Genomic DNA, 25,555 nt, shown 5'->3' on the forward strand with positions numbered 1-25,555 from the left:
ACTACGCCCAATATACATTTAACAGACAGCTCTGTTATTAGCCTACACCTAAGTTTCTTTGCGGAAATTGCCTATAATCACAAAATAAGCTGGTGAAAACAATGCTGCCTATGGTCAATTAAGATGCCAAGTCAATTAAATTTATCAACTTTTGCAAAAATATCTAAGTCACGATAATTCAGACACTCAGCCAGCAAAATACTTGTATATTTTTACTTACTGAACTAAGAATTTTACTGATAAGCTAGATATAATTAAGTTGATTGTTATCTTGTCATCGAGGACTTATTGCTGCTTTCTTGACTTTTTTAATTAAAGCAATTTTGGCAATGAATTTGTTTAATTACATACAAAAATTATCACAACATATGACAACAAATTTATAGCATTTCTGGGTGCGCCCCTCACCCCATTGAGAATAAGCAGCGACTCGGGCATCTTGATTAAGTATTCTCAATGCATGGTGCCTCATAAGGATGAGAAACAGATTAATTAGATAAAAATCACCATTTTTCAGCCTTGACTTCAGATATAAAAAATATACTCTTATAAAGATTTGTCATACTTTTTAGGTCTACCCCATTCCCCTATGGTTGGGGTCAATCCCAAATTATCTCCCTGCTGCGTCAGCTTCGCTAACGTAAGTCCCAACAAAATCCCCAATTGCTTGATCTAGACCTGTACACGGAACTTTGGCTAATGACACCGGATACACTGACAACCCCGGAAAAAATTTCCTTAGATGGAAAAACTTTTATTCCCGCAGCACAATTACCTATTTCTGAGTGGCCTTGTGTTGTGGGAGAAAAACCCCAACCAACGTTGACGGCTAAAGATGATGATTTATTCTTGGTGACGGATACGATGGGGAACATTTCTGGTTGTTCCCTAGAAGATGGTAACCCCAATGTCGGCCTATTTTGCTGTGATACCCGATTTCTCAATCGTTTGGAGTTGCAAATTGCCGGGCGATCGCCTATTCTCCTCAGCAGTAGTGCAGAAAGAGGGTTTTCCATGTCAGTTCTGTGTACTAACCCCAGAATTGACGAACACCTAAAAGCTGAAACTATAGGTATTCGCCGGGAAATTGTCCTCAATGGGGCACTATTTGAAGAAATTGAGGTAGCTAATTACAGCACAACTACCGTCAGGTTTGAATTAAGTATCAGCTTTGATGCGGATTTTGTAGATTTATTTGAAGTCCGGGGCGCTCAGAGAGAACAAAGGGGTAGACTTTTACATTTAGTAGAATCGGCATCCGAAGCAGGAGAATCTGTGATCGACGATGTTCTTTCTCCTGTATCAAGTCATTCGCCCCATAGAGAAGAATCTTTGACATTAGCCTATCAAGGTGTCGATGGCTTATTAATGGAATCTCGCATCCAATTCCAGTATCGCCAACCAGACCATTTCAAGGGTCATACTGCGATTTGGCAATTGGAGTTGGCTTCTCACGAAACCCAAAAGTTAGGTTATCGCCTGAATATGATGACCAACAATCAGCCAAGTTCCACTGTCAGTGCAGCTTTCACCTTAGTCCAAGCCAAAGCGGCTGAGTTGATGGAAGAGCAACAATGGATACAGCAAATTACACAGATTAGATCAGACAAAAGCATCTTTAATCATGTAATTGAGCGGGCTGAACAGGATATGTATTTGTTGCGCCAGTCTTTTGGCAAATACAAGACTGTTTCGGCTGGTGTCCCTTGGTTTTCGGCGTTATTTGGCAGGGATTCGCTCATTACAGCCTCCCAAACCCTGATGTTAAACCCCCAAATTGCCAAAGAAACCCTAATGATACTAGCGTCATACCAAGGCAAAACCGAGGATGACTGGCGCGAAGAAGAACCAGGCAAAATTTTACATGAGTTGCGGTTCGGGGAAATGGCGCGGTGTCAGGAAATTCCCCATACACCATACTATGGGACGGTTGATGCTACTCCGTTATGGTTGATGTTGTATGCTGAATACTACGCTTGGACTCATGATCAAGAAACTCTAGAGAAACTGTGGCCCAACGCTTTAGCTGCGATGGAGTGGATTGATCGTCATCTCAAACACAGTAGATATTTAACCTACTACCGTAAATCTAAACGCGGTCTAGCTAACCAAGGATGGAAAGATTCTGGCGATTGTATCGTAGACCATAAGGGTGAGCTAGCCAATGGCCCCATTGCTTTGAGTGAAGTACAGGCTTACGTTTATGCAGCAAAAATTCGCCTAGCAGAAATTGCGAGGATGAAGAAGCGACTGGACTTAGCTGAACGCTGGCTAGACGAGGCTAAAAATCTGAAGTTTCGTTTTAATCAAGACTTTTGGATAGAAGACCAAGATTTCTGTGCTTTAGCCTTGGATGGAGATGGTCAGCAAGTTAGAAGTATTACATCCAATCCTGGTCACTGTCTAAATTTGGGCATTTTTACACCCGAAAAAGCCTACAGTGTCGCGGAAAGATTACGGGCCCCCGATATGTTTAATGGTTGGGGGATTCGGACTCTTAGTAGCTTATCACCAGCCTATAATCCTATGGGCTATCATGTCGGTTCGGTTTGGCCTCATGATAATTCTCTCATTACCGTAGGATTGCGATCGCTCGGCCTCATCGATCAAGCTTTAGAAGTTTTCCAAGGTTTGTTCGACATGACTAGTCAGCAACCTTATCAACGTCCCCCAGAACTCTTTTGTGGTTACGAACGCAATGGTGATCATAGTCCAGTACAGTATCCAGTTGCTTGTACACCACAAGCTTGGGCCACCGGCACTATCTTTCAACTACTGCAAATGGTAGTCAACTTAGTCCCCGACGCGCAAAATAACTGCTTACGCATTATTGACCCTGCTTTGCCAGAATCAATTAATCGTCTGTCATTACACAATTTGCGCGTGGGGCCCACCATTCTAGATTTAGAATTTGAGCGTTCTGGTAGTACTACGGCTTGTCGCGTCGCCAAAAAACGTGGCAATCTCCGGGTAGTTATCGAAGCCTAACTCGTACAGCTTATTGTTTGTAGTCAGGACTTTAGTCCTTAATATTCTCAGCACTAAAAGTCCTTACTACTCAAACATTAATCACATCTGTTCCAGCCACTGCAAAATACTAGCTTTGCTTGCCAACAAGCCTTTATATATTAGTGATGCTGATGTCATAGATTGAATAGCTGCACAAAGTTTAGACCGCAGTACAGAGTCTTGTTTAATCAAATTACAATCTCGGAAATAAGTACGAATCGTAAATAGTGCAGTTGCATATTCTGGCAGTCCCCAAATTACCTGGCGTTCAATTCGCAGATATAATTGGCCATATTGGCGGTCAAAACTTCTACCTTGCCATTGACTAGCTGATACACCAAGAGGTGGTTCAGGATGGTGATTAAGACGGGTGTCAGTACTTAAACCCCAAGCAAAGCGTACCATTGGACTTTGATCAATCATCGTATTAACGATCGCATTTCCCCGACGATTGATTTTTGCCATTTCTGCTACAGGAGTATGAATAGCCGCAAAGTTTTTGCCAATTTTTTCCTCTGCTGACCAATGATTGGGATAGCACAAATGTACTGCACTCAGCCAATTACTATCATCTTGAGAACGACAAATAACCGTGACATCTTCTTGCACCTGGGAAGCTAAAGCATCCAGAGTAGAAGCATAAGCAGGAACAACTTGATTAACTGGGGTTTTGACTTGCTGTAATTGCCAGTCTGCATCTAAGTAAAGGGTTTCTTGAGTCAAATAATTGTGAAATTTGCAGGTGTTGGCTGTTTTTTGGGAGTCAAAATATTGTGGATGTTCTTGAGTCAGACGTTCAATAATTAACCGAGCGATCGCACCTGCCACAGCCCTAGAATAGTTAGAGGTCTGGTAATATTTACTCAACCTTTCTTGACGAGCTAAAAGTTTATTCTGGCGGTAATGAGCATAATCACGATCAATTTGCAAAACCTGCTGGTCAACTTGTCCATTACCAAAATCACAACCAAAAGCCATCATCCCTGGCTTAACTTCATAGCGCCCACTCATCAAGGGAAAGTAACAAGCTGGATTATTAGCAACTTCCACTACTAGCTCCCTACTTACTCTCTATTCCTCATTTTCCACCCATGCAGAGGTGCAATGTCTTTGATGAAAGATTCGATAATAATTGGCGGTGCTACTGATATGATGACACTAGGATAAACTGCCGCACCCCAAGTGGGATGCACTAATACACAACATTTATTTTTAATTACTGGATATTTGAGTAAGGCTTTGACAACTGCGGTGTCATTGTGAGGAATTGCTCCTGGGTGAGAGAGTAAAGGATAACCAGTGCGGGGGTCAATCAGGTCTGTGAGATAACCGCGATCGCGCAATTTAAATGCCAGATCACAGCCAAACCTCATAAACTTTTCTCGCAAGTGTTCTTTCTCTTGCTCAATTGCTGGTGTATGTTTTACTAATTGATATCGTGATTGCTGCAACACAATCACAACCCATAAATAAGGGTGATGTTGCCAATCTGGTAATATCCGTTCGCGGTTGGCACAGATATACTGACTGGGCGAATGAATAGAAATTTGCACCGCTTGTCCTGTTTCGCCAACTAAATTAATAGGACAGCCTTGCTCCGAAATGTAAACTGGGGAATAGTTCACTATATTAATTCGGTTTTTGCAAGTTTGACATTTTACCCTTGGTAATTATCATAACTCTTAAAACTTCATTAAAATCATTAATTTCCCCCCATAGGTTAGGTTCTTTCGCAGTTTTTAAGCATGACTTGTGAATTTTTAATCTAATTTTTATTTTTTATTAACCTATACTTGTACTAATTAAGTCTGGCTGTAAAAAAATGTACAAAAGTCCAGTAAAAAAATTAGTTATTGCAAGATTTGAGGATTTAACATCTTAGACATTTCTGTTAGACATAGTACAGATAAAAAACAAGTCAGGAAATTTATCTGAATTTGCCATAATTTCCAGCAATCACCGTATATTTTCCATTCCGCCTGTGGAAACGTCGCTGCACTTATAATATATGCGATCGCCAAAGTCTTGTAATTTTAGAGACAGCCCAAAGCGATAAAATGCAACTTAGCGATCGCAGTACAGGTAATAATTTTATTGCAGATATCCCTAGCGCCCAGTTGCAATCAACATCTATTTTGAAAGAGTACTAGGACGAATATCGCTTTGTTCGAGATTTTGAGATGGGTAAATTATCAATATTTGTAAATCACTAAAAAATAGTATCTCGACCCATAATAAATGTGCCTAAATTAATGGCTGGCATTCCACGCCGAATTATAGACTATGGGCGTGGAAATGTCGCCAACAAGCTAACTTAATCAAGTTTGAGAGCATTAACTGGCACTTCATCCCAAGAACTGACTGTCCGCAATTGTGCTACCCAGCCTGCTGACTTTTGAATATCGGTTAAGTTGCCTTGAAATGATTCATGACAATCTTTAGCTTGAGACTCATCACAACAAGCAATGCAAGCATGAATCATCCCAGACGGATCAATTTGCTCATTTACCCAAATAGTCCTTGTCATAAATTATCCTCTTGCAAACTCAACACTGACAATTTAATTTGTCATTTTAGAATACTACCAAAAGTTAGAAATTGTTAGTAAATAAGCATCAACAGTGATAAAATTTAAACTTTTTGTGCCTAATAATCAACTTGGGTTCACAACCCCTGAAACTAATAACATCAGCGTCACGTAAAAGTTTTATTGCTATGTTGCAGATCCTGAAGGTGGAGGCGTTTCTACAGGATGTTGCCCATAATACGGCAATGCCTCTGTCCAGTGAGGATGGTTGCCTTGTTGCCATTTGAGAATAGCTAGTTCTAAAACATTTGTCACCGTTGCAGCTAACCCTGATTTGGCAGTGATGAGTTGATAAGTTGTATTCCAGTTAGCTAAAGTTTCTTGCCAAGCTTCTGGTGTCATGACTGTATCTGCCAATAAAGGTGTGAATCCGGTAACTGCTGATATTGGTTGGTAAATAGCTACAAAAACTTTACCTCGTTGTGCCGGCATTTCCACAGCAATAGCTGGAGTATCTTTATTTTCGTTGTCTTTGTCAAAATTACTGGTGGGGGAAGGCAAAATATATTGCGCCCAAGCTACTGCTTCTAAGGTAGATATGCCAAATACAGGAATCTCTAACTGTTGTCCTAAGGTGCGGGCAATCACAACACCGATGCGAGTACCCGTAAAACCACCAGGCCCTTTAGCTACGGCAATAAATGCCAAGTCTGCCCAAGTATGGGGTGAAATAAATTCAATTAAATATTGATGTACATAACTGGATAAATCCCGCCCTAAATTCCATACTTGAGAGCGAGTTTCGCCAGCAAAATTACTAATTGCTAGTCCTAGTTCGGGAGTAGTAGTGTGCAGCGATAAGGCATATTTTGTGGCTGCAAGGTGTTGTGGTTCCTGGGTCAAAGTTAATTAAGTCAACTAAGTCAACTGGATTTATCTATTCAAGCACATAATTGATATACTCCCCTGACTAATGTCGAGGAGTTTTTCCAGCAGATACTGAATTTGTGTTGATCCACCTTAAATTTAATTGCCAAGGTGTTGTGATGGATGGGTCAGACAAAATCACCAAATGCTTGACTTGTCAAGTGGGGACTAATTCACCGGGACGTAATTTTGACCACTTGCCCGTTTCTTGTTTAAAGCTGAGACAACCGACAACATCCCATTCCATTTCAATCACGTCTTCTTGGGTACGGATGTTGACATTGATCGAGGGTTCGTTAGGATCAAAATTCGGGTTTTCAGTCAAATGAGGCTGTTGGTGCTGTGCTTCTACGGCATGGTAGGTTTCACAGCGGTCTACATAGTGGCAGTTCACGCAAATACACATAATAGAACCAACTCCAGGAACCTTTATTGTTACTCTAGCTTAAGCCTAACTTTTATTCACTAGTTGTTGGGTTGATTTTTATGACAATGTATGGCTCAATATATCCTACCTTAGTTCCCGAAAATTGGCCCTTTAGTTTGGCATACTTGCCGCAACCTGCTTATATTGTCGGTGGTGCGGTGCGGGATGCATTGCTGGGCAGAACTCGTGAATATTTAGATTTAGATTTTGTGATTCCATTTGATGCTGTCAAGGTGGCCAGAGATATTGCACGTGATTATCAAGCTGGTTTTGTGTTACTCGATCCCCAACGACAAATTGCCCGTGTGGTGTTTCCCCAGGCGACAGCAGACTTTGCCCAGCAAGAAGGAGATAGTTTAACAACTGATTTGCATAGAAGAGATTTTACAATTAATGCGATCGCCTATAATCCCCATACTCAAGAAATCATCGATCCATTACACGGCTATGGTGACTTAGCACAAGGTTTGTTGCGAATGATCTCACCAGCTAACCTTGAAGATGATCCTTTACGATTATTACGAGCTTATCGCCAAGCAGCTCAACTTGGTTTTACCATTGAGTCAACTACTCAAACCACAATTCGCGCTTTGGCATCACAAATCACTCAAGTAGCCGCCGAAAGAGTACGAGTAGAAATTGGTTATATGTTGGCAAGTCCCCAGGGTACGCCTTGGATAACAACAGCTGGTGAAGATAATTTACTTACACCTTTCTTCAAAAATGCTACACGCCCTAGTTTCCAAAAATTAACGGCCGTTGATACAGCAGCAGCTTTATTGGCAGAAAATTGGCCGCAACTAGGACAAGAATTGCAACAATATGTCCGCGACACAGTGAAAACCACTTGGCTGGGTATTGCCAAACTTGCTTGTCTGGTTCACCCCAATCCAGAAGTTGCAGAAATAGAATTACAAGCACTAACTTATAGTCGTGCAGAAATTCGTGCTGTTACCACTGCTCTTAAACTGTTACCGCAGCTAAAATCAACTACCATGACTGTTCGAGAACAGTATTTTTTGTTTCAAGAGACAGGGAATGTATTTGCGGCTACAGTGCTTTTAGCCTTAGTAGATGATATTTTGGTAGAGGTGATGCCAGGACACAGGCTGTTACGCGCCTACGCACCGTTGATCAGCCGCTACCTAAACCCTGATGATCTGGTTGCTCATGCCACTCAAATAGTGAGTGGTAAAGAACTAATGATAGCATTAAATATTCCGGCATCGCCAGTGGTGGGCGAATTGCTGACAGAGATTGCCATAGCACGAGCCGAAGGAAAAATTACTACGCCAGAACAGGCGATCGCTTTTGCACGGAGTTTGAAGCTGTAAACTTTGGTGTTGGTAAAGCTTTTGTGCAAAAAATGTTGATTTGTTCTAATAATTCTATAGTTTTACCACGCTTAACTCCTCTAATTCTCATTGCTATTTACTCCTAATATTTGGTAAATAATATTTAACTGTTCACCGGCAACACAATTAAAGTGTATTTGGGTCAATTCCTTGCTGTTGTAATCTGGCTAATAAATTTTGTAATTGTTCTTCTGGAGTTTGGTATCTGTTACCATTTTCGTCATACCAAAACAGCCATTCTCTTGTTCTTCCTTGATAAGTACCCTGTTCCCTTCCAATACCTAAACCAATTTCGGGCATCCAAATTTTAGCCCCTGGTTGTAAAATGTATTCACCATTAATTAAGCGATAAACTTCTAAACGTTGACGCTTACGACGTAGCCGTGTTGGTGCATAAATGACATAGTACAAAATGCCTAATTCTGCATAATCAATTTTTTTTTGTTCATATTCGCCATTGTAAGTTTGAGAAACAACTTCTAAAGCTAAAATTGGCGGAATACCCTCTTCTTCCCACAAAACATAACTAGAACGTCCATTTTCTCCCACAAAACGTTCAACACCCAAACTCAAGAAACCATCAGGAACTATGGCTCCTATATTGGGTGTATAGTAAACTCCCATGTTAATGCCGAAAAACCAGTCATCGCGGTTTTGCCAAATCGCGGCTAAGATGGCTAACAATAAGTTGGGAATTAATATTTGCAGTTCGTTATCCACAGGGGTATCATCTGAATCTGGTAATTCTGCTGATGAAGGTAGGCACTCTAAAGGATTGTAGTTGAACATAAGCAGTTATTAACCCCCAAAATCTAGGTTTAAACTCAGTTGTCCATTATTCAAGGGTAACTCAGTCTGTTTATAAGAGACTTTGTCCATCATGAGCATACAATTCGATATGTATGAGTTGATTGATTTGGTCACCTATCAGTCAGTGCAAAAACTGACGCCTGCTTTTCTACAGCGCGCCATCAGCATTAATTTAGAGTCACTAACATGGCTGGCTCAAGCTGCTTTTCCAATTATGAAGCGACAAAACTACGGACGGATCGTGCTGATAACTTCGGATAGAGCTATTTATCAGCAATATGCACTCAGTGATCTCGCCCCTTATGCTATGGGAAATTTTATTGGCTAAAGTCTTACGCTTTGATGACTATCCATTGGGTAACAGGAGCCATTGCCCGCCAACCTAAAAATTTACCAATGGGTTCTGCCCTTTGAATGGCAATGCGAGTTAAATGACCGCCAACTTTTTCATACCATTGAAATAAGGTTTGCTCGCCTTCTACGGTGACAACATTAGCAACCAATCTTCCACCTGGACGTAATGTTTGCCAACAGATATCAAGCAGTCCCTCGGCTGTGACTCCACCACCAATAAATATGGCATCTGGTGGGGGCAAGTCTTTGAGGATTTGGGGTGCTTTCCCCGTAATGATTTGCAGATGGGGCGTTCCTAAAGCCGTGGCATTATCGGCAATGTATTTGATTCTAGAAGCATTTTGTTCAATGGCGATCGCGCGACATCGAGGATGAGTCCGCATCCATTCAATACCAATGGAACCGCAACCTGCACCCACATCCCACAATAATTGTCCTGGGTTGGGTGCTAAGGTTGACAGGGTAACGGCCCTAACTTCCCGCTTGGTTAACTGTCCATCATGGTGATAGGCGTGATCTGGTAATCCTGGGACTCTAGCTAAAGGTATCACCCCAGGAGCCGCAATACATTCAACTGCGATCGCATTCAAAGGAGCAATTTCTGTTTGATTCCACGTTGCAGCAACACCTTTGACTATCCGTTCATCAATGCCACCCATGCGTTCTAATAAGGTGATTTTACTATCACCATAACCGTGATTTGTCAATATCTCAGCCACAATTGTCGGCGTATCTTGACCCTCACTCAAAATTAATAGTTTGGCTCCAGGATAAATATAAGACTGAAGCAGCGAGGCTGGACGACCGCACAAACTTAAGGTTTCTACTTCAGTTAAAGACCATCCCAATCGCCCACAGGCCAGGCTGGAGGTAGAAGGTGCAGGGATAATCGTGATTTCGTCAATGGGAATTTGTCGGGTTAAAGTCACACCAATGCCATAAAACATGGGGTCACCACTGGCTAAAACGCAGATTGATTGACCCCGACGTTGGATAATGTCGGCAATGGAAGTGCTGAGGGGAGATGTCCAGGCTATTTTTTGGCGTTGGTCATGTGGGGATAACATAGCTAAATGGCGATGGCCTCCGAAAATCGCTTCTGCTTGATCGATAAGCAAACGAGCGATCGCACTTAAACCCTGTAACCCATCTTCACCAACACCCACAACAGAAAGCCACTTCCCTGACATAGAATTTACTGTCTAAATTACGAATTACGAATTACGAATTACGAATTAGTCTCAACGCCTACTCATGTTAAATTACAAAAGCTGAGAGTTGGGAAAGTCCGGTGAGATTCCGGGACTGTGCCGCAGCTGTAATGGTAAGGCAAAAGCAGAAAATTCCCTTTTTTACTTTCCAAGTCAGAATGCCAACTTCAGCCGTGTCCTCAAGACACTAGATAAATATCTACTCCCTGCGTCGCACGGGGAAGGAGTTGCTGTTTTGCTGTCCGGTTTTGCCACTTGTCCTGGCTTGTTTTATGATACACGCGCCCAAGATGGGATATTATCTCGCATCAGAATACCAGGTGGGATTCTGGATAGTAAACAGTGTCATGCCATCGCAGACATAGCAGATCAGTGTGGGGGTGGCTATGTGGATGTAACTAATCGTGCTAACCTACAAGTCAGGGAAATTCGCACCGGGATCGATGCCGCAGTTCTGAAGCATTTACAGGATATGGGTATAGGTTCTCGCAATGCTGCTGTTGATCATATCCGCAATATTATGACCAGTCCCACGGCTGGTATTGACTCGCAAGAATTAATTGATACTCGTCCATTTGTGCAAGCTTGGGATAATTACATCGTCGAGCATCCAGAGTTATCAGGACTGTCGGCCAAATTTAGCGTGGGTTTTGATGGTGGTGGTAAAGTTTCAGTGCGCGATCGCCTCAACGATATCATGTTGGCAGCGGTCTTAGTGGCAGATAGCGTTTACTTTCGTCTTGCTCTCAGCATTGGCCCTAAAGGAAAGCCACCCATTGATCTGGGAATTTTGTTATCACCAGATAAATGTTTATCAGTTTTGGCAGCTTTAGCTGAAGTCTATCTCACTCATAGTGATCCTCATAGTCAGCGTCAACAGCGTCTACGAGAAGTAGTGAATAATTTGGGTTGTGAAAATTATCTTCAGCAAGTTGCACAAAGACTGTCTTTTCCTTTATTGAAGACTAACTTCACTCCTGTGCCAGTAGAAAATAAGTATGGGCATCTTGGTATTCATCCCCAGCGTCAAGCAGGTTTATTTTATATTGGTGTAGTTCTGCCTCTGGGTAGGCTAGAAACTAAGCAAATCCGAGGTTTGGCTGATTTAGCAGAAAAATACGGCAGTGGTATTCTCAGACTGACACCTTGGCAGAATTTGCTGTTAACTGATATTCCCCAGCAATGGCTGATTCATGTCAAAAGTGAACTAGTTAACTTAGGATTAGATTTCTCAGCCAGTAACCTCAAAAGTGCCTTAGTAGCCTGTTCTGGTAACAAAGGTTGTGCGGCTGCGGCTACAGATACCAAAGCTGATGCGTTGACATTAGCAAAATACCTCGAAACTAGAGTTACCCTGAATCACCCAATTAATATTCACTTTAGCGGCTGCAAAAAATCCTGCGCCCAGCATACTAACAGTGATATTACCTTAGTCGGTGTCAGCCTAGAGTCAGATCATAAAACTGTGGAAACTTATCACATTTATATTGGTGCAGGTGACAGCAACCAAAAATTTGGACGGGAAATTTATCAAAATGTAACCATTGCCGAACTCCCTAGACTGATCAAGCAGATGCTACAAGTGTATAAAATACAATGCCCAAATCCCGATGAAACCTTTGGGAAATTTGTCAATCGCTATGAAATTGCTCAATTAAAACAGTTATTCTCTTCAAATTACAGCTAGAAAATTTGTTTCTAATCTCCAGTCCCCAATCCCTAATCTCCAATGCCTGACTACATCCGAGACGCTAACGAAATCTACAAAACTTCCTTTGCGATTATTCGAGCCGAAGCTAATCTAGATGTGCTGCCACCCGATGTCGCCAAAGTTGCAGTGCGCCTCATTCATGCCTGTGGAATGACGGATATAGTCACTGACCTAGGGTATTCCCCAGCAGCAGTAAAATCTGGACGCGCAGCACTAGCAGCAGGAGCGCCAATTTTGTGTGATTGCCGCATGGTTGCCGAAGGTATTACCAGAAGCCGATTACCTGCAAATAACCAAGTTCTCTGCACCCTTTATGATGCGGAAGTACCAGCAATAGCTAAACGTTTGCGGAATACAAGATCGGCAGCGGCTCTAGAATTATGGCGCTTGCATCTCGAAGGGGCAGTGGTAGCCATTGGCAATGCGCCTACAGCACTGTTCCGAATGCTAGAAATGTTAGATGGACGAGTGCCGAGGCCTGCCATTATCTTGGGCTTTCCGGTGGGTTTTGTCGGTGCAGCCGAATCTAAAGCAGCCCTGGCAGCCAATAGCAGAGGTGTACCATTTTTAACATTACATGGTCGGCGTGGTGGGAGTGCGATCGCCGCCGCCGCAGTTAATGCCCTAGCAACAGAGGAAGAATAATCATGCAAACCAAAGGCCGTCTCTATGGAATTGGTGTAGGGCCTGGTGATCCAGAACTATTGACATTGAAAGCTTTGCGACTATTACAAGCGGCACCTGTGGTGGCTTATCAATCGGCAGTAGATAGAGAAAGTATAGCGCGGGCGATCGTCTCACAGTATCTCACAGGCAATCAAATTGAGGTCTTATTTCACCTCCCCCGTGCCTTGGAACCAGAAACAGTAAGTGCAATTTATGACAAAGAAGTAGAACCCATTGCCGAACATTTAGCAGCCGGGCGGGATGTCGTGGTGTTATGTGAAGGTGACCCGTTTTTTTACGGCTCTTTTATGTATGTTTTTACACGTCTGTCTGAACAATACAAAACTGAAGTGGTACCAGGAGTTTCCTCACTGATGGCTTGTCCGGTAGCTTTGAGTGTACCTTTCACTTATTACAACGACATTATGACTGTTCTACCTGCTCCCATGCCAGCAGAAGAACTGATTACGCACCTACTAGCAACCGATGCCGCAGCGATTATGAAACTGGGGCGCCATTTTACAAAAGTGCGAGATATTTTACATCAATTAGGGTTGGCATCACGAGCATTATATATTGAGCGGGCAACAATGGCACAGCAAAGAATTGTCCCCTTGGATGAAGTTGATCCGGAGCAAGTACCTTATTTTTCTATGATTGTTATCCCGACTAAGAATCGGCTGTAGATTTTTGATAAAATCATTTATATAATTTGTGTTCAGTTAAAATGGCTTGTCTTCCGCACCCAATTCAGTATCAAGGAAGTAAGAGAAACCTGTCCTCAGAAATCCTCAAGTTTATACCTAATAAAGTTAACAGGTTAGTGGAACCATTTGCTGGGACTGCTGCAATTAGTGTTGCTGCTTCTGCAAGACAAATTTCTCAAGTTTTTTGGATTAATGATTTAAACAAACCTTTAGTTGATTTACTAGAGTTGATAGTGGAAAATCCAGATGAAATAGCAGATTTATACACATATATATGGAACGAACAACATGATGATTCTGTAGGACACTACTATCAAATTAGAGAAAAATTTAATCGCACTAATAAGCCTAGTCTTTTTCTATATTTACTAGCTAGATGTGTAAAAGGCGCGGTTCGCTATAACTCTGATGGACTCTTTAATCAAAGTCCAGATAAAAGGAGAAAAGGAACGCAGCCTGAAAAAATGAGAAAAAATATAGAAGGAGTCTCTAAACTTCTAAAGGGTAACTGTATATTTACACGGCTTGATTATAGGGATGTTTTATCTGAAGTTGTAAACAGTGATTTTGTCTACATAGATCCTCCCTATCAGGGCGTATGTGGTCAGAGAGATTCGAGATATTTCGCTGGAATTAACTTTGAAGATTTTGTACTATCTCTCGAAGGATTAAATCGAAAAGGGATAGCGTTTGCAGTTAGTTACGATGGCAAAAGAGGAAACAAAACTTTCGGTAATGAATTGCCCAGATCTTTAGGTCTCAAGAAAATTGAAATTCAAGTGGGGCGCTCATCCCAAGCAACTCTTTTGGGTAAAAAAGAAATTACAGTAGAATCATTGTACTTGTCATCAGCTTTGCTGAATAAGTACGCCTCCAATTTAGACAACTATGTTAGCAAGGCACAAAAGCAGTTTACTGTTGTGGAGTGTCATGCATAATTCTCAACAGCTCCCGGATGAATTTGTAAAACTTTGTCAATTAGTAACAGCCAAAAGGCCAAAAGCTGTTATTGACCACATCCTGGAATATGGCTTTGTAACTACAGAAGAACTAAAACAGAGGTATGGCTATAATCATCCCCCCAGGGCAGCTAGAGATGTTCGAGAGCATGGAATTCCCTTAGACACTTTTCGCGTCACAGGAACTGATGGAAGAAAAATAGCTGCTTATAAATTTGGTGATACTGCTAAGGCTAGGTTTTCGAGATTAGCGGGTAGGACAGGCTTATCAAAGCAGTTAAAAGATGAATTGATTAAAAAATACGGTTGTAAGTGTTTTATTTACTTGGAAAAAGTTGATAAACGTGAATTACAGATAGATCACCGTGTACCTTTTGAAGTTGACGGGGAACCAGAACTAGAAACCGAAAATTTTATGCTGCTTTGTGGTTCTGCTAACCGGGCAAAATCCTGGTCATGTGAGCATTGTCAAAACTGGAATAGCATCAAGGATAAATCTATATGCTTATCTTGTTATTGGGCGTATCCAGAAAACTATACTCATATTGCAATGAAACAAATCAGAAGAGTAGACCTTATTTGGGAAGGAGATGATATTGCAACTTATGAAAAATTAAAGCAACAGGCTGTCGGTTTAGATCAAGAAATCCCCGATTTTATTAAGGTAATCATTGAAAAAGAAGTTATGCGAGATAGCGATAGCTAATTATTTCGTTGACACACAGCACATATTTATCAATAGCAAGTACCTTATTTTTCTATACTTGTTAAGTACAAAGGCTTAAGAAAATAAAAACTCATAGTCAGCGGCTCTAGCCTTTGAAGACTTTGCAAGAGAGCGATAAATCGCTCACTACGAATAAAAATTTATTTTATATTTAATTGCATCTAGCTACTTATATCGACTAAGAATCGGTTGTAGATTGTCTAATTTCACAAAAAAGCAGAGAAACAAATCCTCTGCTTAAAAGTGCGGTTAAATTGAGCTAATTTCCCAGCCTTTATAACTTATTGCCACACTCAGAGCAAAAGTTGTGTGTGGGAGCATTTGTTGTCCCACAATGGCTGCAAGCAACTGGTTCTACCGAGGCTTTTGGTAACTGCTTGGGTAAACCAATCATTTGAGCGTTGTTTTTGCCTGGGGCTACCATTGGGTAGCAGTTTTCGTCTTTGGTGACACGGACATCAACAACGACTGGGCCATTATGTGCTAGCATTTCGGCGATCGCATCGTTTAATTGATCCCGACTGCGGATTACCATACCCTTAATGCCATAGGCTTTGGTTAAAAACTCTATGTCTGGCATCCCTACTTCCATGTTTGAGCAGGAGTAACGCTCGCCATAAAAGGCTTGCTGCCACTGGCGCACCATTCCCTGCCAACCGTTGTTCATAATTACTGTCTTGACATTAATGCCATATTGTGCAAGTGTGCCTAACTCTTGTAAACACATTTGGAAACTGGCATCACCACTAATACAAATGACTTCTTCATCCGGGAAGGCTACCTTAGCACCCATAGCCGCAGGCACACCAAAACCCATTGTTCCTAAACCAGCACTAGAAATCCAACGTCTGGGGCCATTTTTGAGGAATTGTGCTGCCCACATTTGGTGTTGACCCACGTCTGTAGTGTAAAACGCGTGGGGTGCTTGGCGACTAATTTCGACAATCACTTCTTGCGGCGAAATGCTATCAGCATGATGCGGCACTTCTAGAGGATAATCTTGCCGCCAACGGTTAATTAAATTCAACCATTCTTGATTTTTATTGGGGATGTTTTTGATACCTGATTCTTGACAGCGACGCAATAAATCAGTTAAAACGTTCCGCACATCACCAACTATGGGCACTTCGGGAACCCGATTTTTGCCGACTTCTGCCGGGTCAATATCAATGTGGATTACTTTAGCGTGGGAAGCAAATTCATCTAACTTGCCAGTTACCCGATCATCAAATCTAGCACCAACGCAGATTAGCAAATCGCAATCAGTGACGGCAAAGTTGGCGTAAGCTGTACCGTGCATTCCCAACATACCCAATGCTAGGGGATGATGTTCGTCAAAAGCACCAATACCCATCAATGTTGTAGTGACTGGAATGTTAAATAACTCAGCCAGGGCTTTAATTTCTTCATGGGCACCTGAGGCGATCGCACCACCACCAACATACAATAATGGTCGCCGACTTTCACGAATTAACTGGATTGCCCCATTAATCTGTCGGGGATTTCCCTTGACTGTGGGACGATACCCTCGTAGTTTCACAGTTCCAGGTTCTACGGGTACATAGTCACATTCTTCTAAAGCTACATCTTTGGGGACATCAATCAACACTGGCCCTGGTCTACCGGTGCTAGCAATATGGAAAGCTTCAGCTACAATCCGTGCCATGTCAGCCGGATCACGGACTACATAGGAGTGTTTAACTACTGGTAGGGTAATGCCATAAATATCGGTTTCTTGAAACGCATCCGTACCAATTGCTGCCCGTGGTACCTGTCCTGTAACCACAATCATGGGAATTGAGTCCATGTAGGCTGTGGCAATACCTGTCACTAAATTAGTTGCCCCAGGTCCAGAAGTACCAAAACATACTCCTACTTTGCCTGTAGCACGGGCATAGCCATCTGCGGCATGGGCTGCACCTTGTTCGTGCCGCACTAAAATGTGCTTGATAGCACCAGTTGCTTCCACTTTGTACAGGTCATCATAAATTGGCAGGATTGCTCCACCAGGATAACCAAAAATGTACTCAACTTCATGGCGTAAAAGACTGTCAAGCAAGGCAAAACCACCAGTTGCCCGCTTGGGCGCAACTACTGGCGATTTAGTGACAGCAGACTGATGATTCTCGGTTTGTGGAAGACTAGTTAGGGATGGCAAGCGCACGGTCACGGTCAAACCTCAGGCGATAGCTAAGTTAACGCGTAAATTTTGTAGTCGATACTTCATTTTAATGGAAAACTTCCATCAAATCATCAAATAAAAATACAAAGATGCACACAACCCAGGAATTATGATGATTTAAACATGAGTTCGATAGTTCATGTCATAAGATAGGTATCTATGAGCAATGTCCTTTGACAATCTCTGCAAGCTGTTATCAGAAAAACATCCAGAAAGATTTGCCAGTTGGGTATTAGGGACACCGCAAACAGTTGCTACAGTCCTGAAAACCGAATTGAGTATTGAACCCATCCGCGCCGATTACGTCACCTTTTTACAACTACAAGGCAGGATTTTACACTTAGAATTTCAAACCAAATTAGAATCCACACCACCCCTACCTCTGCGAATGCTAGATTATTGGGTGCGGTTGTATCGGTTATATCGTTTACCAATCACACAAGTGGTAGTATTGTTGCTTCCTCCCAAAGATGAAAGCGAAATTGTTACAGCCTTTACACTAGAAAACACCCATCACGAATATCAAGTAATTCGGATGTGGGAAGAAAACCCCGAACCTTTTCTCCAAGATTTAGCCTTATTACCCCTAGCACCATTAACAGCTACTAATCAACCCCAAATTTTGCTAGAACAAATTGTGCAGAGAGTTAACCAAGTCCAGACAACACAACGACCGGAAATTTCCGCCTACACCCAAATCTTGGCGGGGTTAAAATTTAAAAAGGATTTGATTAAAAGACTATTTCGGGAGGGTATGATGCGCGAGTCAGTAATTTACCAAGAAATTCTCGAAGAAGGCGAACAACGCGGGCGACAAGAAGGGCGACAAGAAGGGGAACGAAGACTGGTTTTGCGTCTACTCACTCGCAAGTTAGGAGAGTTACCCCCAGAGATACGCGAACAGGTAGAAGCTCTGAATTTGGAACAATTAGAAAATCTGGGTGAGGCTTTATTGGACTTTACCAGCTTATTAGATTTGCAGGCATGGTTAGCTAATAAGTAGAAACTTAACCCCAAGCAAACTAGGGATTTTTGGGGTTCATTTAGTGATTTATCAGCAAATTATCGTATAAAGGACGACAATAAGGGTGCAAGACCAGCGCGATCGCCTACTCTCCTATCTATTACTAAATTCTGGCAATAATTAAAATTATTTGTTAGATTCCTTAGCGATCGCTTTGCCAATCACAAAAATACATTCACAAATTTGCCGATAGATAAGACTTTTTTGGCATCAATACATTGGCTTGATCATTGTCTTCACCAGCTTGTCAACAAGTAATTTTTACTAAATCACATCTTGTAGAACTCGCCGGGTGTTTTTCCATGTCCAAATACCCACACCTGCAACTACTATACTCATGCCGATCAAGACAACGCGTAAGCCCAAAAAATCAGTTAATGGGCCAGTGATAGCTAATGGTACAGATAAAGCAATATTGACGACATGATTTTGAAAGCCAAAAACCTTACCGTGCATAGTGGGGGGTGTTTGCTGTTGAATTAAAGTCTGCATGGGTACGCCAATTAGCGCCGCACCTACACCCAAAAATGCCGATAGTCCTAAAGCCAGCCCTAGATTATGGGTGAAAGTGAACACCCCTAAAACTAAAGACATAATTAAGAAGCCAATTAAAGGTAGGGGCTTGTGATGAAATTTATCACCCCAGTGACCCAAAATTGCTGCACCTAATACCATACCCACACCAGCTGCTGCCAAGAAGAAGCCAAATTGTTTTTCTTTTAAACCAAAATCGGCGGCTAATCTAATGGTCAGCACCATTAAAGAGGCAAACACACAATATAAAGTGGTGAGTTGCAGCATGGCATTTAATACCAGACGATTTTTGGTGAGATAGTTCAAGCCTGATTTAAAGTCAGCCCAAGGATGAATTACCGCACGCTGTTCATCACCAGTGAATTTGTTTTCATTGCCAAAGTTAATCGGTTGTACAGCCAATCCCGACAACAGGTATAGTCCACCAACTACCAGTTCTTGACCATATTCTGATCCTAGCCAAGTTTTTGACAAACTTAATATTGGTTCTCCAATGGCAAAACCCACAATTAATGCGCCCATCATTGTACTGCTGTACACCGCATTGGCTGCCATAAAATTATCTCGTCGGACTAAAACTGGGATAGCCGCCTGTTGAGCCGGAGCAAAAAACTGGGCCAAGGTGGAAATACCAAAAGTCAGCACCAACAACATGAAAAAGTCCCTGGGCAAAAATGCTATGAACAGCATTAATACAGTTTGAATGTAATTAGAGCCAGTTAAAACCAGCTTTTTAGAAAAGCGATCTACAAAAATACCACCCGCAGAACCGAACAAAATCGCCGGTAATGTAAAAGCCAGCATCAAAGTTGAGTACATGGAGTTTTGAGCTAGTCCAGCGGGTGCTGGGTAGTTCTCTAGCAGTGCCACCATTAAGACGAAAAATACTTTATCTCCCAACTGGGAACACAACTGCCCAATCCACAGGAGCATAAAACCACGATTTTTTAGTAGTGAGTTAAACCCGTTATTGATAGCAGCCGGTTCAGTGGGAAACATTTAGATACTTGGGGATTGGGGACTGGTGATCAGGGGCAATGGGGATTGGGATGAGTGAGAAAGATGGTGGTACACAAGTTTAATGTCTTCCCCCTGCACCCTACTACCTACTACCTACTGATTAATTCTGTTTTCCGGACTAATTTTCTTCATAGCGGTTTACCAGAATATGCAAAAATTCACTTGCAGTCAGGCGTACTGGTGAAGCAGAAACCTCAACAGATGAGTCTACCCAGCAACCTTTTACTGATTGGGGCGATCGCCACATGGATAAATGGTCTACTGATGGTTCTGCATAAAAATTATTATGCCCACCACCCAGTAAAGAAGAACTCCAATGAGTGAAATAATCATGACTCATCCGATGGATAGGAAAGTTTCCTGAAAGTGGTACTCCCCAGCCATCTATGGCAATAAACGCTTTGACATTACCGCCTAACAGTTGCCAGGCACACGCCGCGCCTATTGCTCCGACTACGCCAGCACTGAAGCTGAGAAATATCACTGGCGATTTTAACTCATGCTGTAGGCGATCGCCTAAAAACTGCACAATGTGAGGTGATGATAAGGCTAATAAACTGTGACCCGGATAAATCAGTACTCTGCCTTGGTTTTGCCGCTTTAAACTATCAAAGACTGGATCTAACCACTCCAAAATAAAGCTTTTAGTTAAGTCTGGTTCATGAATTCCCGGGCAAATGATGATACTCATTCTTCTTAGGTACTCACAATTTTGCAGTTATCTATAAAATATTTTGTATTTAATCATACTTATATTTCAGTAATTAAAAGTAAATGAAGTGCTAACCAAAATCCACTCAATTACTCACCCTTGCTTCTAGGATATATGAAAATTTCCTGATGACACAAATCAGGCAATGGATACAGAATACTAAAAAAAATATTTTCCAATACTCAGTATCTGGTAATAACTCTAGTATGTCTTTTGATATATTGTTGTTAATTTTGTGGTTATCCCTTCCAGGGGGATGGGATAATATTTTACTAATCAGGGAAATAATGGAGCTATAACCTAGCTCGTTTTGCTTTTAACTCTGGTTTATATAGATTTATATTGAGGAACTAATTGTGGTTGCCACGCCAGAAAAACAGCAACACATCCATGAGCAATTACCGAGTCAAAACCGAGTAGCTGTCTTACTCATGGGCTATGGTGAAGTCGAAAGCTACGAAGATTTTGCCAACTATAACGAACAAGCATTAAATCTACTGACGGCAAAATTTGCACCAGTGCCAACCTGGATTTATCCCCCTTTAGCAAAGCTTTTGGCTTTATTTGACCGCCATGAATGGGGACACACCCATCACGATTTTATCTCCCCACACAACGCCATTTTTGAACAGCAACGCGCTGGTATTGAACAGAATTTACAAGCCAAGTGGGGCGATGCTATCCAAGTATTCAAGGCTTTCAACTTCTGCGCTCCCCATTTACCGCACCAAGTTCTGGTAGAAATTCAAAATCAAGGCTTTGACAAAATCCTCATTTATCCCTTGTTAGTTGTTGATTCCATCTTTACTAGTGGGATTGCCGTTGAGCAAGTGAATAATGCTTTAGCTGAGATGGCAGATGGACAGGAACATTGGGTAAAAGGACTGCGTTATATTCCTTCTTTCTACAACGAGCCAGCTTACATCGATTTGATGGCTAATTTAGTTGAGGAAAAAATAACCACCGACTTACGTGCAAATTACCTCCCTTCTCAAATCGGCATTGTCCTCATGAATCATGGCTGTCCTCACAAAGCCAAGGGATTCACATCGGGAATTATCGAAAGTCAAACGCTATACGATTTGGTACGCGACAAATTAATTAACCGTTATCCCTTAATTTCGGTGGGTTGGCTGAACCACGACACACCTTTAATTGAATGGACACTACCAAATGCCGAGCAAGCCGCTAATAATTTGATTCAATTGGGTGCAAAAGCTATCGTCTTTATGCCCATTGGTTTTGCTACAGAAAACCACGAAACCCTATTAGATGTCCACCACATCATTCATGCTTTGGCGAAAAAGCATCCCGATGTGAATTATGTCCAAATGGCCTGTGTCAACGACAATCCAGAATTTCTGGAGATGGCTGCTGAGTGGGCAAATGCTCACATTGGTGAGTTAATGAATCAGGAAGCTATGGCGGTTAATCCCCAGTTGGCGGGAAATCACCATCACCATCACCATCATTAGGTGACAGATTCCAGGGGGATAAATTACTTTATTATCCCCTTGGTTTAAATTTAGTTGCTAACCTGAAAGTAACTAGAAGATTTGGGTCCAACAGTCTTCACAAGTATTAGTTTCAGGACGGACTGATGACACCAACTGACTTATTTCCAGCTATTGCCGTCAATATCCCCAACACGCTCACCCTGAACGTTTCCCACGAGCAATTTGTGGATCTGGCACTCGCTAACCGAGACTTACAATTAGAACGAAGTGCTACGGGTGAGTTAATTATTATGCCACCTACCGGAAGTTTTACCGGAAAAAGAAATTTTGATATCGCTGGACAACTGTGGTTGTGGAACCGTCAAACTAAATTAGGGGAAGCCTTTGATTCTTCAACAGGTTTTCATCTTCCTAATGGTGCTAATCGCTCTCCTGATGCAGCCTGGGTACGTCAAGAAAAATGGAATGCTCTTACTTTAGAACAACAGGAAAGTTTTGCGCCTATTTGTCCTGATTTTGTGCTGGAACTACGTTCTAAAACGGACTCTCTAGAAAAGTTGCAAGCCAAGATGAGGGAATATATAGAAAATGGTGCTTGTTTAGGTTGGTTGATTGACCGACAAAATCAACGAGTGGAAATTTATCGTCCAGGTAGAGATGTGGAAGTTTTAGCTCATCCTGTCAGTTTATCAGGGGAAGATGTTTTGCCTGGGTTTGTGTTGGATTTAACCGAGGTTTGGAGTTGAAATATTAACATTGCTAATTTGTACAAAATCATTTTAAAGCATTTGATGAATATCATTGACTGCACTAATTATTAGAGAGGATGCCTTTTCTATTTCGGCTTTGGTTGTAAATTTACCAACACCAATTCTTAATGCTCCCTCAATCATATTTTCTGCAAGATTCATAGATTGTAAAACGTGAGATGGTGCAACAACGCCTGACGAACAAGCAGCACCCGTAGAAATAGCTAATTGGTGGCGAACTCTAGCAATAATGGCACTATTAGGAACGTCAGGAATAGAAATATGTAAGTTACCTGATAAACGGTTGTTTAAGTCTCCATTCACCACTAAATCAGGAATTGCAGCTTGCAGTAGGTTTTGCAGTGTATCTCGCAGTTGGGCGTAGGCGCAGCCCACCGTAGGTATCGCCTTTTCATCGCTTTCCATCTCCAATTGTCTCAATCTGCAAGCTTCCCCTAAACCGACGATTCCGGGGACATTGAGTGTACCCGATCGCATTCCCTGTTGATGTCCACCACCGTAAATTATTGGTTCAAGATGAATACCGTTTTTCACTACTAACGCACCAACGCCTTTGGGTGCATAAAATTTATGTCCAGAAATAGCTAGATAGGTGATACCCCAATCTTGAAAGTTGAGGGGAATTTTCCCGACGGCTTGGGATGCGTCGCATAAAAAAGGGATATTGTAGGATGATGCGATCGCGCCAATTTTTTGGATTGGGTAAATCGTCCCGACTTCGTTATTTGCAGCCATCACACAGAGTAAAGCCGCACCTTCACAGCAGACTTTTTCTAAATGTTCTAAATCAATTTGCGCTTGTTGATTGACTTTTAACCAAATAATTTCCGCTAGTCCTTTTTTAGCTAATTCTTTGCAGGTATCTAAAACGGCTTTGTGTTCCACTGGGGAAACAATTATTTTGGCAGGAGTATTTTCTTGAGAAATATGGCAATCGAGCGACTTGTGTTGAGCGAAAAGGAACACTTTTACTGAAAAGTTAAATATTCTAAAATTAGTAATCGTAAATAATCTAACATTCTTAGGTATGATTTGATATTCTCGTATTCATGAGAATTATGCAAATACAACTGGGAAATACTAGGAACATCAAACACTCGTTTTTGTTTGAGTTGCTCAATTGCTTGTTGTGTATTCTCTATTATCCTCTAGCTTTAATATGATCTGCCAATAAGGTTTTAGTAGAGCTAAAAACCCTAATTTGCCTAAAGAGTGTTTTGAGTGTCAAGAGCGATCATAAATATCGCTGCTCTTTTAGTTGCGATCGCACTACCGAATTTTGGCATAATAACACGGTTACACATCAAAAATATTGGTATATAAGCCAAGAAATTAATTACGAGTTCTCACATTGATTTACGACTTGTAAATTAAGTTTACGACTTGTAAACTTAATTTTTGAGTTGCAAAACTTGATTTACAACTCAACCAATTTTAGATTTTAGTAGGGGCTGGTTCACAAATATTCTCAATTATTCACGATGATGCGGGTAAACCCGCCCCTACATCACTCATAAGATTCAAATTAGATGACACGGTTCATACATGACAAATTTGCCAAAGACTATCTAGAAGAACTACTAAAAGATTATGGAGAAGTCAAAGCCTCAGAAAAAGTCTCAGGAGAAATAAAAGAAATAGATGTTTTATTCACCCCGAATCAACAGCAAAAATCTAACTTACAAATCCTGGGTTTACTAGGAAGATTTGCCGAAAATCTAGCAATCATAGAACCATTCCGAAATCCAGCTTCTGCTGATGAAATATGTGATTGTATTCTAAAATTATTAGAAGTCAAAGCTTCACTACGACGAGAAGCTAAAACCAATAAAACTAAACTTCAAGACTCAGAAATTCCCCAACTGTGGGTTCTGACTCCCACAGTCTCTGAAACTAGATTATCTAGCTTTGGAACTATGCAAAAACAAGATTGGTTATCAGGAGTACATTTTCTCCCAGATGCACTGCGGACAGCAATTGTCGCCATACATCAACTACCACAAACACCGGAAACATTATGGTTGAGGCTTTTAGGTAGAGGAAACGTGCAGTCACAAGCAATTCTGGAATTGCAAGCGTTACCATTAAATCATCCATACCAGAAAGCAACCCTCGAATTAGTTTATAACCTGCGCCAAAACTTGAAAGTAAATCAAGAATTAGAAACAGATGATAGGGAGTTAATCATGCGCTTAGAACCACTTTATCAAAGAGACAGAGAACAAGCCAAACAAGAGGGAAGACAAGAAGGAATACAAGAGGGAAGACAGGAAGGAAGACAGGAAGGAAGACAAGAGGGAGAACAACGTTTAATTATACGTTTACTCAATCGCCGGATTGGGGAAATTAATCAAACATTAATAGAGCGCATTCAAGGATTATCTATTGAACAATTAGAAAATCTAGGAGAACAGGGTAAGAGCATCTCAATCAGGCTTGACACAAGGAATCAGAAGAATCTAAAGT

The 25,555-nt window shown here is 41.6% G+C and carries 23 protein-coding genes and 1 riboswitch; of the genes, 12 read left to right on the forward strand and 11 right to left on the reverse strand.

Going from position 1 to position 25,555, the window contains the following annotated elements; all coding sequences use genetic code 11:
- Positions 1 to 699 precede the first annotated feature (699 nt).
- Positions 700 to 2,988: a glycogen debranching N-terminal domain-containing protein gene (locus ACM0OT_RS21275; protein ID WP_414566387.1), complete on the forward strand. Its 2,289-nt coding sequence runs from the start codon at positions 700 to 702 to the stop codon at positions 2,986 to 2,988.
- 81 nt (positions 2,989 to 3,069) lie between these two features.
- Here the strand turns inward: ACM0OT_RS21275 and ACM0OT_RS21280 are convergent, their stop codons facing one another.
- The 5 genes from ACM0OT_RS21280 to ACM0OT_RS21300 all read right to left on the reverse strand — a co-directional run bounded on the left by ACM0OT_RS21280 (position 3,070) and on the right by ACM0OT_RS21300 (position 6,869).
- Entirely contained in the window at positions 3,070 to 4,020 is a 951-nt protein-coding gene (locus ACM0OT_RS21280; protein WP_414566409.1) for a heme-dependent oxidative N-demethylase family protein, read from the reverse strand.
- A gap of 53 nt (positions 4,021 to 4,073) precedes the next feature.
- Positions 4,074 to 4,637, reverse strand: a complete 564-nt coding sequence (locus ACM0OT_RS21285; protein ID WP_414566410.1) for a methylmalonic aciduria and homocystinuria type D protein — start codon at positions 4,635 to 4,637, stop codon at positions 4,074 to 4,076.
- 686 nt (positions 4,638 to 5,323) lie between these two features.
- Positions 5,324 to 5,536: a glycogen debranching protein gene (locus tag ACM0OT_RS21290; RefSeq protein WP_414566388.1), complete on the reverse strand. Its 213-nt coding sequence runs from the start codon at positions 5,534 to 5,536 to the stop codon at positions 5,324 to 5,326.
- A 186-nt stretch (positions 5,537 to 5,722) separates the two neighbouring features.
- A complete protein-coding gene (tsaB, locus tag ACM0OT_RS21295) occupies positions 5,723 to 6,439 on the reverse strand; it encodes a tRNA (adenosine(37)-N6)-threonylcarbamoyltransferase complex dimerization subunit type 1 TsaB (RefSeq protein WP_414566389.1) in 717 nt (238 codons plus the stop codon).
- A gap of 181 nt (positions 6,440 to 6,620) precedes the next feature.
- Entirely contained in the window at positions 6,621 to 6,869 is a 249-nt protein-coding gene (locus ACM0OT_RS21300) for a Ycf34 family protein (RefSeq protein WP_414566390.1), read from the reverse strand.
- An 86-nt stretch (positions 6,870 to 6,955) separates the two neighbouring features.
- Between ACM0OT_RS21300 and ACM0OT_RS21305 the strand changes: the two genes are divergently transcribed.
- Entirely contained in the window at positions 6,956 to 8,224 is a 1,269-nt protein-coding gene (locus tag ACM0OT_RS21305; protein ID WP_414566411.1) for a CCA tRNA nucleotidyltransferase, read from the forward strand.
- Between the two features lie 147 nt (positions 8,225 to 8,371).
- Here the strand turns inward: ACM0OT_RS21305 and ACM0OT_RS21310 are convergent, their stop codons facing one another.
- Positions 8,372 to 9,034, reverse strand: a complete 663-nt coding sequence (locus ACM0OT_RS21310; RefSeq protein WP_414566391.1) for a Uma2 family endonuclease — start codon at positions 9,032 to 9,034, stop codon at positions 8,372 to 8,374.
- Positions 9,035 to 9,125: 91 nt separating this feature from the next.
- Here ACM0OT_RS21310 and ACM0OT_RS21315 point away from each other — a divergent pair, with 91 nt between their 5' ends.
- Complete coding sequence (locus ACM0OT_RS21315) at positions 9,126 to 9,383, forward strand: SDR family NAD(P)-dependent oxidoreductase (protein ID WP_414566392.1); 258 nt, start codon at positions 9,126 to 9,128, stop codon at positions 9,381 to 9,383.
- Positions 9,384 to 9,387: 4 nt separating this feature from the next.
- Here ACM0OT_RS21315 and cbiE read toward each other — a convergent pair whose 3' ends face one another.
- Positions 9,388 to 10,599: a precorrin-6y C5,15-methyltransferase (decarboxylating) subunit CbiE gene (gene cbiE / locus ACM0OT_RS21320; protein WP_414566393.1), complete on the reverse strand. Its 1,212-nt coding sequence runs from the start codon at positions 10,597 to 10,599 to the stop codon at positions 9,388 to 9,390.
- Between the two features lie 47 nt (positions 10,600 to 10,646).
- Positions 10,647 to 10,805, forward strand: a riboswitch (cobalamin riboswitch).
- Between the two features lie 50 nt (positions 10,806 to 10,855).
- Here cbiE and cobG point away from each other — a divergent pair.
- Genes cobG through ACM0OT_RS21345 form a run of 5 tightly spaced genes read left to right on the forward strand, consistent with a single transcriptional unit; the run spans position 10,856 to position 15,369 of the window.
- Entirely contained in the window at positions 10,856 to 12,307 is a 1,452-nt protein-coding gene (cobG, locus tag ACM0OT_RS21325) for a precorrin-3B synthase (protein WP_414566394.1), read from the forward strand.
- Positions 12,308 to 12,349: 42 nt separating this feature from the next.
- The gene (locus tag ACM0OT_RS21330) at positions 12,350 to 12,976 is read left to right on the forward strand and encodes a precorrin-8X methylmutase (RefSeq protein WP_414566395.1); all 627 of its coding nucleotides are present in this window, start codon (positions 12,350 to 12,352) and stop codon (positions 12,974 to 12,976) included.
- 2 nt (positions 12,977 to 12,978) lie between these two features.
- A complete protein-coding gene (locus ACM0OT_RS21335; protein WP_414566396.1) occupies positions 12,979 to 13,683 on the forward strand; it encodes a precorrin-2 C(20)-methyltransferase in 705 nt (234 codons plus the stop codon).
- Between the two features lie 41 nt (positions 13,684 to 13,724).
- Entirely contained in the window at positions 13,725 to 14,642 is a 918-nt protein-coding gene (locus ACM0OT_RS21340) for a Dam family site-specific DNA-(adenine-N6)-methyltransferase (RefSeq protein WP_414566397.1), read from the forward strand.
- Positions 14,635 to 15,369, forward strand: coding sequence for an HNH endonuclease (locus ACM0OT_RS21345; RefSeq protein WP_414566398.1), 735 nt, complete (start codon positions 14,635 to 14,637; stop codon positions 15,367 to 15,369). The genes ACM0OT_RS21340 and ACM0OT_RS21345 overlap by 8 nt, the downstream gene beginning before the upstream one ends.
- 295 nt (positions 15,370 to 15,664) lie before the next feature.
- Here ACM0OT_RS21345 and ilvB read toward each other — a convergent pair whose 3' ends face one another.
- Positions 15,665 to 17,560 (reverse strand): biosynthetic-type acetolactate synthase large subunit, encoded by a 1,896-nt coding sequence (gene ilvB / locus ACM0OT_RS21350; RefSeq protein WP_414566399.1) that lies wholly within the window; start codon positions 17,558 to 17,560, stop codon positions 15,665 to 15,667.
- Between the two features lie 178 nt (positions 17,561 to 17,738).
- Here ilvB and ACM0OT_RS21355 point away from each other — a divergent pair, with 178 nt between their 5' ends.
- Complete coding sequence (locus tag ACM0OT_RS21355; RefSeq protein ID WP_414566400.1) at positions 17,739 to 18,575, forward strand: Rpn family recombination-promoting nuclease/putative transposase; 837 nt, start codon at positions 17,739 to 17,741, stop codon at positions 18,573 to 18,575.
- A gap of 285 nt (positions 18,576 to 18,860) precedes the next feature.
- Here ACM0OT_RS21355 and ACM0OT_RS21360 read toward each other — a convergent pair whose 3' ends face one another.
- Together ACM0OT_RS21360 and ACM0OT_RS21365 are read right to left on the reverse strand one after the other, a co-directional pair.
- Entirely contained in the window at positions 18,861 to 20,129 is a 1,269-nt protein-coding gene (locus ACM0OT_RS21360) for an MFS transporter (protein ID WP_414566401.1), read from the reverse strand.
- 139 nt (positions 20,130 to 20,268) lie between these two features.
- The gene (locus ACM0OT_RS21365; protein ID WP_414566402.1) at positions 20,269 to 20,841 is read right to left on the reverse strand and encodes a hypothetical protein; all 573 of its coding nucleotides are present in this window, start codon (positions 20,839 to 20,841) and stop codon (positions 20,269 to 20,271) included.
- A 377-nt stretch (positions 20,842 to 21,218) separates the two neighbouring features.
- Between ACM0OT_RS21365 and ACM0OT_RS21370 the strand changes: the two genes are divergently transcribed.
- Both ACM0OT_RS21370 and ACM0OT_RS21375 read left to right on the forward strand, forming a co-directional pair.
- Entirely contained in the window at positions 21,219 to 22,337 is a 1,119-nt protein-coding gene (locus ACM0OT_RS21370; RefSeq protein ID WP_414566403.1) for a ferrochelatase, read from the forward strand.
- 125 nt (positions 22,338 to 22,462) lie between these two features.
- Positions 22,463 to 23,065 (forward strand): Uma2 family endonuclease, encoded by a 603-nt coding sequence (locus ACM0OT_RS21375; RefSeq protein ID WP_414566404.1) that lies wholly within the window; start codon positions 22,463 to 22,465, stop codon positions 23,063 to 23,065.
- A 33-nt stretch (positions 23,066 to 23,098) separates the two neighbouring features.
- Here ACM0OT_RS21375 and ACM0OT_RS21380 read toward each other — a convergent pair whose 3' ends face one another.
- Positions 23,099 to 24,055, reverse strand: coding sequence for a cysteine desulfurase family protein (locus ACM0OT_RS21380; RefSeq protein ID WP_414566405.1), 957 nt, complete (start codon positions 24,053 to 24,055; stop codon positions 23,099 to 23,101).
- 563 nt (positions 24,056 to 24,618) lie between these two features.
- Between ACM0OT_RS21380 and ACM0OT_RS21385 the strand changes: the two genes are divergently transcribed.
- A partial coding sequence (locus tag ACM0OT_RS21385) for a DUF4351 domain-containing protein (RefSeq protein ID WP_414566406.1) occupies positions 24,619 to 25,555 on the forward strand: 937 nt, incomplete at its 3' end.

Source organism: Anabaena sp. CCY 9613 (genome assembly GCF_963920895.1).
Lineage (GTDB): Bacteria > Cyanobacteriota > Cyanobacteriia > Cyanobacteriales > Nostocaceae > Cyanocohniella.